11 protein-coding genes are annotated in these 7,874 nt (G+C 66.4%); 8 read left to right on the forward strand and 3 right to left on the reverse strand.

Going from position 1 to position 7,874, the window contains the following annotated elements; genetic code table 11:
* Positions 1–234: 234 nt before the first annotated feature.
* Together ACPYN5_RS15840 and ACPYN5_RS15845 are read right to left on the reverse strand one after the other, a co-directional pair.
* On the reverse strand, positions 235–585 hold the full coding sequence (locus ACPYN5_RS15840; protein ID WP_016463911.1) for a DsrE family protein: 351 nt from the start codon (positions 583–585) through the stop codon (positions 235–237).
* Entirely contained in the window at positions 585–878 is a 294-nt protein-coding gene (locus ACPYN5_RS15845; RefSeq protein WP_016463910.1) for a metal-sensitive transcriptional regulator, read from the reverse strand. Before ACPYN5_RS15845 ends, ACPYN5_RS15840 begins: the two co-directional genes overlap by 1 nt.
* Positions 879–1,174: 296 nt before the next feature.
* Between ACPYN5_RS15845 and trxA the strand changes: the two genes are divergently transcribed.
* Positions 1,175–1,543 carry a thioredoxin gene (trxA, locus tag ACPYN5_RS15850; RefSeq protein WP_016463909.1) on the forward strand — a complete coding sequence of 123 codons (369 nt, stop codon included), beginning with the start codon at positions 1,175–1,177 and terminating at the stop codon, positions 1,541–1,543.
* A 10-nt stretch (positions 1,544–1,553) separates the two neighbouring features.
* Here trxA and ACPYN5_RS15855 read toward each other — a convergent pair whose 3' ends face one another.
* Entirely contained in the window at positions 1,554–1,820 is a 267-nt protein-coding gene (locus ACPYN5_RS15855; RefSeq protein WP_232212106.1) for a hypothetical protein, read from the reverse strand.
* Here ACPYN5_RS15855 and ACPYN5_RS15860 point away from each other — a divergent pair.
* From ACPYN5_RS15860 to ACPYN5_RS15890, 7 genes are all read left to right on the forward strand, one after another.
* Positions 1,701–3,101: an MBL fold metallo-hydrolase gene (locus tag ACPYN5_RS15860; protein ID WP_232212098.1), complete on the forward strand. Its 1,401-nt coding sequence runs from the start codon at positions 1,701–1,703 to the stop codon at positions 3,099–3,101. The two genes, ACPYN5_RS15855 and ACPYN5_RS15860, sit on opposite strands and share 120 nt — an antisense overlap.
* A 23-nt stretch (positions 3,102–3,124) precedes the next feature.
* A complete protein-coding gene (locus tag ACPYN5_RS15865) occupies positions 3,125–3,895 on the forward strand; it encodes a sulfite exporter TauE/SafE family protein (protein ID WP_016463907.1) in 771 nt (256 codons plus the stop codon).
* 17 nt (positions 3,896–3,912) lie between these two features.
* Entirely contained in the window at positions 3,913–4,434 is a 522-nt protein-coding gene (locus ACPYN5_RS15870; RefSeq protein WP_036282995.1) for a DUF4395 family protein, read from the forward strand.
* Between the two features lie 23 nt (positions 4,435–4,457).
* Entirely contained in the window at positions 4,458–4,829 is a 372-nt protein-coding gene (locus ACPYN5_RS15875) for a rhodanese-like domain-containing protein (protein WP_016463905.1), read from the forward strand.
* Positions 4,830–5,027: 198 nt separating this feature from the next.
* Entirely contained in the window at positions 5,028–5,624 is a 597-nt protein-coding gene (locus tag ACPYN5_RS15880; RefSeq protein ID WP_036282733.1) for a recombinase family protein, read from the forward strand.
* 6 nt (positions 5,625–5,630) lie between these two features.
* Positions 5,631–7,013 (forward strand): Mu transposase C-terminal domain-containing protein, encoded by a 1,383-nt coding sequence (locus ACPYN5_RS15885; RefSeq protein ID WP_016463903.1) that lies wholly within the window; start codon positions 5,631–5,633, stop codon positions 7,011–7,013.
* The gene (locus ACPYN5_RS15890; RefSeq protein ID WP_016463902.1) at positions 7,013–7,822 is read left to right on the forward strand and encodes an AAA family ATPase; all 810 of its coding nucleotides are present in this window, start codon (positions 7,013–7,015) and stop codon (positions 7,820–7,822) included. The genes ACPYN5_RS15885 and ACPYN5_RS15890 overlap by 1 nt, the downstream gene beginning before the upstream one ends.
* Positions 7,823–7,874 lie beyond the last annotated feature (52 nt).

The following is a 7,874-nucleotide window of genomic DNA, read 5'->3' on the forward strand; positions in this document are numbered from 1 at the left end:
TGTGAATAACAGCGCTCCGTGGCGGCGTTCTGACTTCGCTACGTGACGTGTCTACAGCAGCTCGGTTCTCGCAGGGCTCAGGTCGGGGCTGGGCCGCCTTGCTGGAGGGATGCTCGTCGGTGGGACTTCAGAGTTTTGCGCAGAAATGTCGCTCTCGGACTAGTTGCCATCACGCAGAAGAGGTCACAGCTGCGATACCGGTGCGTGCGGATGGCGTGACAGGTGCTGGATGCATCACAGTCGTACGTAGGCGGCGCCTGCCCATTGTTGTTGAGCGAGGTAGCCCACGGCCGCGGCAACGGTTGACACCCCCTCGAGCAAAGAATCAGCGTCCACGTCTTCTCGGCTCATGCTGTTCTGACACGCCAGCACCTGTACGCCCGCACTGCGGATCGTTGCGACGAGATCGTCTCGATAGGCACCGTCCGCGACCAGGCCCCGCACCGCGCCGCCCTGGACGACGAGCTGCACGATGCCGTCGGGACTGAGATCGTCAACGGCGTTTCGGGCAACGCGCAGCGCGGCGGTGAGAACCGCGGCGTCCTCGGCGAAGACGTGGATGACGAGCGTGTTTCGCGTGGTCATCAGGCGAGGGAGAGGAAGAGCTTTTCCAGCTCGTCGGGGTTGGTGACGTTATCCGCCTCCGGCGTGGTCATGCAGTCGCGAAGAGCGGTGGAGATGACGAGGAAGCCGGCCCGATCCAGAGCTTTAGAGACGGCGGAGAGCTGCTGAACGACGTCGCGGCAGTGTGCGTCGTTTTCAACGGCGCCGATCACCGCGGCGAGCTGTCCTTGCGCACGCTTCAGACGGTTGAGCACCTTTCGCTTCGCCTCCTGATCGTGCAGCAGCGAGTCAGGGCCTTGCGGGTCACTGCCCATGAGCGGTTCCTTCCGTCGAGTTGACAACAACTATACCCCCCGGGGTATCCTGGGCGTCCAGGTTCAGATATACCCCCTGGGGTATCACCGGAAAGGGAGAGAACATGTGTCGAGCTACGAAGTGCCGGACCTGTGGGAAGACGACGTGGGCGGGCTGCGGCCAGCACGTGTCTTCGGTACGCGCGTCGGTGCCCGCGTCGCAGTGGTGCAATGGCAACCACACGCGCGGTGAGGTGCAGGCTGCACAGTCGAAGCAGGGCGGGTTCTTCTCGCGCCTGTTCGGGCGGTGACCGACGATGGCCACCACTGAGCTCACGAACGAGACCTTCGGCCCGGCCGTCCAGGCAGACGGGATCGTCCTCATCGACTTCTGGGCGGCCTGGTGCGGCCCGTGCCGCTCGTTCGCTCCGGTATTCGAGGCGGCGTCGGAGAAGCACCCCGACATCGTGTTCGCGAAAGTGGACACCGAAGCGGAAGCTGAGTTGTCCTCGGCTCACCGCATCACCTCGATCCCGACGCTGATGGTGATCCGCGATGGCGTGCTGGTGTACAAGCAGCCCGGTGCTCTGCCTGCCCCGCAGCTCGAGCAACTGATCACCAAAGCCCGCGAGCTGGACATGGATGATGTCCGCCGCCAGATCGCGGCTGCCGAGACGGCTGCCTGACCGTGTGCGCTCAAATCACCTGCCCCTCCTGCGGCAAGCCCACGTGGGCCGGCTGCGGCCAACACATCGACGACGCCCTCGCCGACGTTCCCGAAGACCAGCGCTGCACCTGCGCGCACTGACCCCGCGAAAGCAGATCCCCGTGCTCCTCGAACGCTTGTATGACGACGACCTCGCGCACGCCAGCTACCTGATCGGTTGCCAGCGGAACGGTGAAGCGATTGTGGTCGATCCCCGCCGCGACGTGCAGGTCTATCTCGACCTCGCCGCGAAGCATGGCATGACCATCACTGCCGTCACCGAGACTCACATCCACGCCGACTACCTCTCCGGCACCCGCGAACTCGCTGCCCGCACGGGAGCGACGATGTACGTCTCCGCCGAGGGCGGGCCCGACTGGCAGTACGGTTCCGGATTCGATGATGCCACCCGGATGGTGCACGGTCAGCGCATCACCCTCGGCAACATCGCCCTCGAAGCAGTGCACACCCCCGGCCACACCCCCGAGCACCTTTCCTTCCTCGTCACCGATGGAGCCGCCACCTCCGACCCGGGCTACTTCCTCAGCGGCGACTTCGTCTTCGTCGGCGACATCGGCCGCCCCGACCTGCTGGATGAAGCCGCCGGCGGTATCGACACCCGCTTCCAGGGCGCGCGCGATCTGTTCGCCAGCCTTCGCGACCGTTTCCTCACCCTCCCGGACTACGTCCAGGTGCTCCCCGCACACGGGTCCGGCTCGGCCTGCGGCAAGGCCCTCGGCGCTGTCCCCACCTCCACGGTCGGATACGAGCGACGCTTTGCCTGGTGGGCACCGTACCTGGCCGCCGGCGACGAGCAGGGCTTCATCAACTCCCTCCTCGATGATCAACCTGATGCGCACGCCTACTTCGCCCGGATGAAGCGGCAGAACCGCACCGGGCCCGCTCTGCTGGGCAAGCTCGCACCGCTGCCGCAAATCGACGCCTCCGACCTGTCCGCTGCGCTGGAGGAAGACAGCGTCATCCTCATCGACACCCGCCACCACGCGCAGGTACACCAGGGCACCGTGCCCGGCGCGCTCAACGTCCCCGGCGAAGCGAAAGCCGCCAGCTACGCCGCCTGGGTCTACGACCCTGAGACGGAAACACGCCCCCTCGTCATTCTGGCCGACTCGACTGACGCGGCCGGGCGGTTCCGCGACCACCTGCTGCGGGTGGGGATCGACGCTGTCCACGGCTTCACCGACACCCTCGACGGACTGCGGCTCGTTCAGCCGAAGACCATCGCCCCCACGGACATCGACCAGGTGGAGCACGCCCTCCTGCTCGATGTGCGCAACCGCACCGAATACAACGCGGGACACATCCCCGGTGCCGCCCAACTCTCCGGCGGTCGCGCTCTCTGGCACACCGATGAGCTCCCCAGCTCGGGCGTCATCCTCACTTACTGCCAGAGCGGCGTCCGCAACAGCGTCGTCGCCAGCGCCCTGCGTCGAGCCGGTCACGACGTCATCGAGATCGACGGCAGCTACCGCGCCTGGCTCGCCGCAACGGCGCAGCCCGCCGCGAACGCCGCCTGACCCCTCGAGGAGCCCGACTGACCTTGCCCATCATCACCGCGATGATCCTCGCGACCGTGGTCGGCGTCGCGCTCGGGCTCCTCGGCGGAGGCGGCTCAATCCTCGCCGTCCCCGTCCTCACCCTGATATTGGGCATGGGAACGCGAGAGGCGATCGCGTCTTCGCTCTTCGTGGTCGCAGTGACCAGCGCCATCGCCGTCCTGATACGCGCGCGAACGGGGACCGTGAAATGGGGGGTCGGTGTCGCGTTCGGGGCGACAGGGATGCTCGGCGGGCTCGGCGGTGCATCTCTGGGGCGGTTCGTGCCCGACTCCCTCCTCGCCATTCTCTTCAGCGGCATCATGATCGCCACGGCACTCGCGATGATCCGCGGCCGTCGCACACCCGCCCCACCCGAGCGACCTCGCGCGCGCAGCTCTCATGTCCTGCGCGTCGTGATCATGGGGGTGTCTGTGGGGTTCCTCACGGGGCTGCTCGGGGCGGGAGGTGGTTTCCTCATCGTCCCCGCGCTGCTGATCTTCGGTCTGCCCATCGCCGCGGCCACCAGCACATCACTCCTCGTCATCGCACTGAACTCCACCGCAGGACTCGCCGCACAGGTGTTCGCCACCGCGATCCCATGGGAAACCGTTCTTCCTTTCACCGCCTTCGCCGTTGTCGGCTCCGTCGCCGGGATGCTGCTCGCCAGAAAGTTGTCCGCCCCCACGCTCCGCAAAAGCTTCGGCTTCTTCGTCCTGGGCGTGGGCATCATCATGCTCACAGCGACGATCCTGCGCCTCGCACCTCTTCTATGACCCTCCGGGAATCGCTCATGTCCGTCACCCCCGCTGTCGTCCTCCCGCGCGTTGGTGCCCTCATCGAGGGCTACCAGGGGCCTGTCATCGATGAACGTGCGGTCCGGATCGCGGCCGGTCTCCTGCTGACGCTCGGACTTCTCGCCGCCACCGCCGCACTCGCGTTCGGGACGACTCGCCCGCTGCAGATGTTCGGAATGTTCTTCCTGCTCGACATGCTGACCCGTCTCCTCGTCAGTGATCGGTTGTCGATCACCCTGGCGTTGGGACGACTCGCGAGCCGCTCCCACTTCCCGCGCTGGGTCGGCGCCCCGCAGAAGGCCTTCGCGTGGTGGCTAGCCGTCGGCATCGCCACAGTCTCATGCGTCGCGCTGGGCTCCGGCGCTATCCCCCTCCAGGGGGTACTCGCCCTGTGCGGTGTCTGCTTCATCCTCCTAGCCCTGGAAGCGATCTTCGGCTGGTGCGCGGGCTGCCACCTCCACCGCCGTCTCAGCCGACACCCCACACATCACTGCGCCGACCGCTCCTGCAACCTCTAACCCCAAACCCCCGAAAGGACCCCATGCGTCGCTTCGCCCTCGTTACAGTCACCGCACTCGTCGCCGCCTTCGCGCTCACGAGTTGCACCGCGCCGACCACCGCCCAACCTGCGGTTAGCTCGGATGCGATCGTCATCGACGTCCGCACACCCGCCGAACACGCCGAAGGGCATCTCGATGGGGCACTCCTGCTCGACGTCACCGCCGGCGAGCTGCAAACGGCAATCCCTGACCTGGACCCCCACGCCGACTACGTCGTCTACTGCCGTTCAGGTCAACGCGCCGCAGCCGCCGTCGACCTCATGGAGGACGCAGGCTTCACCCAAGTACGCAACCTCGGCTCGCTCGCAGACGCCGCAGCCGCGACGGGGCTACCGGTCGTTCAGACCGATTGAACCCTTCACCCACGCTCCAACAGCGGAGGATCGGCGCGCGCCTCAAAAACCAGTAGCTTTCTGAGACGCCGGACCAAGTGGCCCTCGACAGCGCCCCTTTGCCCGAAATCTCGGGCCGCGCGTCGTCTCAGAAAGGCGTCTCGCCATAATTCGTCTCAGCAGGGGTCATAAAGGGTGTTTCCGAGTCAGAATGGGCTCGTGAGGCTTCTCGGATACACGCGCGTGAGTACGTCGAGTCAGGACGCGCAGCTGCAGCTCGACGCGCTCGTTGCTGCCGGGGTGCAAAAGCGCGACGTCTTCGCGGATGTCACCTCGGGGAGCAAGACCGCGATCGAGCGGACCGGGATGAAGAAGCTCCTCGAGTACGCCGAAGACGGCGACACCGTCGTCGTCTGGCGAGTCGACCGCCTCGGCCGCTCCCTGATCGACGTGCTGAACACCGTGAATCTGCTGCGCGAGCGCGGCGTGCAGGTGCGGTCGATCTCGGATGGCATCGATCCGTCGACGTCGACGGGCCGGCTGATGTTGAACATGTTGGCCACGCTCGCGGAGTACGAGCGGGAGCTCATCGTCGAACGGGTCAACGCCGGCATCGCAGCCGCCCGAGCGAACGGGACCCGGTTTGGCCGGCCTCTGTCGGACCCGGTCGTGATCGCGGACAAGCTCGCGATTGCCGCGGATGCGCGAGCGCGCGGCCGCACCGCCGAGGACGCCGCTCGTCTCGTCGGGTGGAGTCGCGCGACGCTCTACCGCCATCAGCAGGTCCATGCGGCCCGCGAGAGCGCAGCGATGTAGCGGCTCATGGACGGCCTCGAGCGGTGGCGGATCCTCCGACTTCACGTCGAAGATCAGATCCCCCTCGCGGCCCTCGCCCGCGAGAGCGGCATCGGCACGCGGACGCTCCAACGCTGGCATCAGCTCTACGAGAAACACGGGCTCGCAGGACTCGACGACACCGCACGAAGAGACAAGGGCAGCCGACGCACTGACCCCGCAACCGTCGCCGCCATCGAGCGGCTCGCCCTGACCCGGCCTCGTCCGTCAATCGCGACGCTGCATCGACTCATCGTCGAAGAGTGCCTACGCGAGAGTAGGCCGGCGCCGAGCTACGCGACCGTCCGAGAAATCGTGCAGGCCCTCGACCCCGCACTCGTCACCCTCGCGTTGGAGGGTCCCGCGTCCTACCGCGATCGTCACGAGCTGGTGTTCCGCCGTCGCGCACAACGGCCGAACCAGATCTGGCAGGCCGACCATACCGAACTCGACATCCTCATCATCGGCGCGAACGGGAAGCCCGACCGGCCCTGGCTGACAACCGTCATGGATGATCACTCCCGCGCGATCTGCGGATACATGGTCTTCACCGGAGCGCCCTCGTCACTGAACACCGCGCTCGCGTTGCGGCAGGCGATCTGGCGAAAGACCGACCCCGCGTGGGCGATGTGCGGAATCCCCGATGTGCTGCACGTCGACCACGGCTCCGACTTCACCAGCCACCACCTCGAACGCACCGCCATCGAGCTGCACCTACGGCTCATCTTCTCGACCGTCGGCAGGCCCCAGGGGCGCGGCAAAATCGAGCGATTCTTCGGCACCATCAACACCGAAGTCCTCCCAACCCTCCCCGGCCACCTCGGCCCCGGGAACCGCAACCCGCAGCCCGTGCTCGACCTCCCGGGCCTGGACCGAGCGATCGGCGCCTTCATCGCGACCTACAACCAGCGCACCCATCAGGCGCTCGGCATCTCCCCACGCGACGCATGGGTCGCGGACGGCTGGATACCCCGCATGCCCGACACCCTCAACGAGCTCGACGGCCTGCTGCTCACCGTGCCCACGCATCGGACCGTGCAACGAGACGGCATCCACTTCCAAGGCCAGCGCTATCTCGCGCCCACCCTCGCACCGTTCGTCGGACACGCAGTCACCATCCGCTACGACCCCCGCGACCTCTCCGAGATCCGCGTCTACGACCACGGCACCTTCATCTGCGTCGCCGTCGACGAAGCCCACCCCAACACCCGCCTCAGCCTCCGAGACATCGAAGCCGCCCGCCGCGCCCGCCGCCACGAACTCCGCCGCACCATCAACGACCGCATCCCCACCATCGCCCACCGCGAAGAACCCCACCTCGCGGACTCGACCCCGCCCAAGAAACGACTCCGCACCTACGAGGAGGAGTGATGACCCAGAGCTTCATCGTCACGAAGGAACACCGCCGCTTCACCGAGTTCGCGAACGCGGTGAAGAAGGAACGCACCATCGGCATCTGCCACGGTGACGCTGGAGTCGGAAAGACCAACTCCGCCCGCCGCTACGCAAACTGGGACACCCTCCAGCCTTTCATCACCGCGTGGGGCCCGAGGAGCGAGGACGACGCGAAACACTACGCGCTCGCGCATCGCTCCCGCACCGTGTTCTACACACCCGAGGTCCTCCCGCGACCCAGAGACCTCATGGGAGACATCAGCAGATGGCGTGTCAAAGTCGGCATCTGTATCGACGAGCACCTCCGCACCATCGGGAAAGTCACCGGAGTGAACACCGCCGACACCACACGGTGGGTCGAACTGCTCATCGTCGACGAAGCCGAGCGCCTCACGCCCACCGCGCTCGAGCTGCTTCGCGACGAACACGACCGTACCCATCTCGCGATCATCTTGATCGGCATGCCCGGCATCGACCAACGCTTCCGCCACTACCCCCAGCTCTACAGCCGCCTCGGGTTCTCCCACCGCTACCGCGCCCTTGGCCGAGACGAACTCCTCTTCGTCCTCGACCGACACTGGACACGCCTCGGACGCACCCTCAACCCAGACGACTTCACCGACGCCCAAGCCGTCGCCGCCATCGAACGCATCACCCGCGGAAACTTCCGCCTCCTCGAGCGCTTGTTCCCCCAGATCAACCGCATCCTCAAGATCAACGAACTCGAGACAATCACCGACGACGTCGTCGAAGCCGCCGCCAGCGTACTCGTCATCGGGAGCTGACCGGCGCCACCGAACGATCACAGAACACCGCCATCAAGCGAGCAACTCCACA

This window comes from Microbacterium arborescens, from assembly GCF_049707515.1.
Taxonomy (GTDB): domain Bacteria; phylum Actinomycetota; class Actinomycetes; order Actinomycetales; family Microbacteriaceae; genus Microbacterium; species Microbacterium arborescens_B.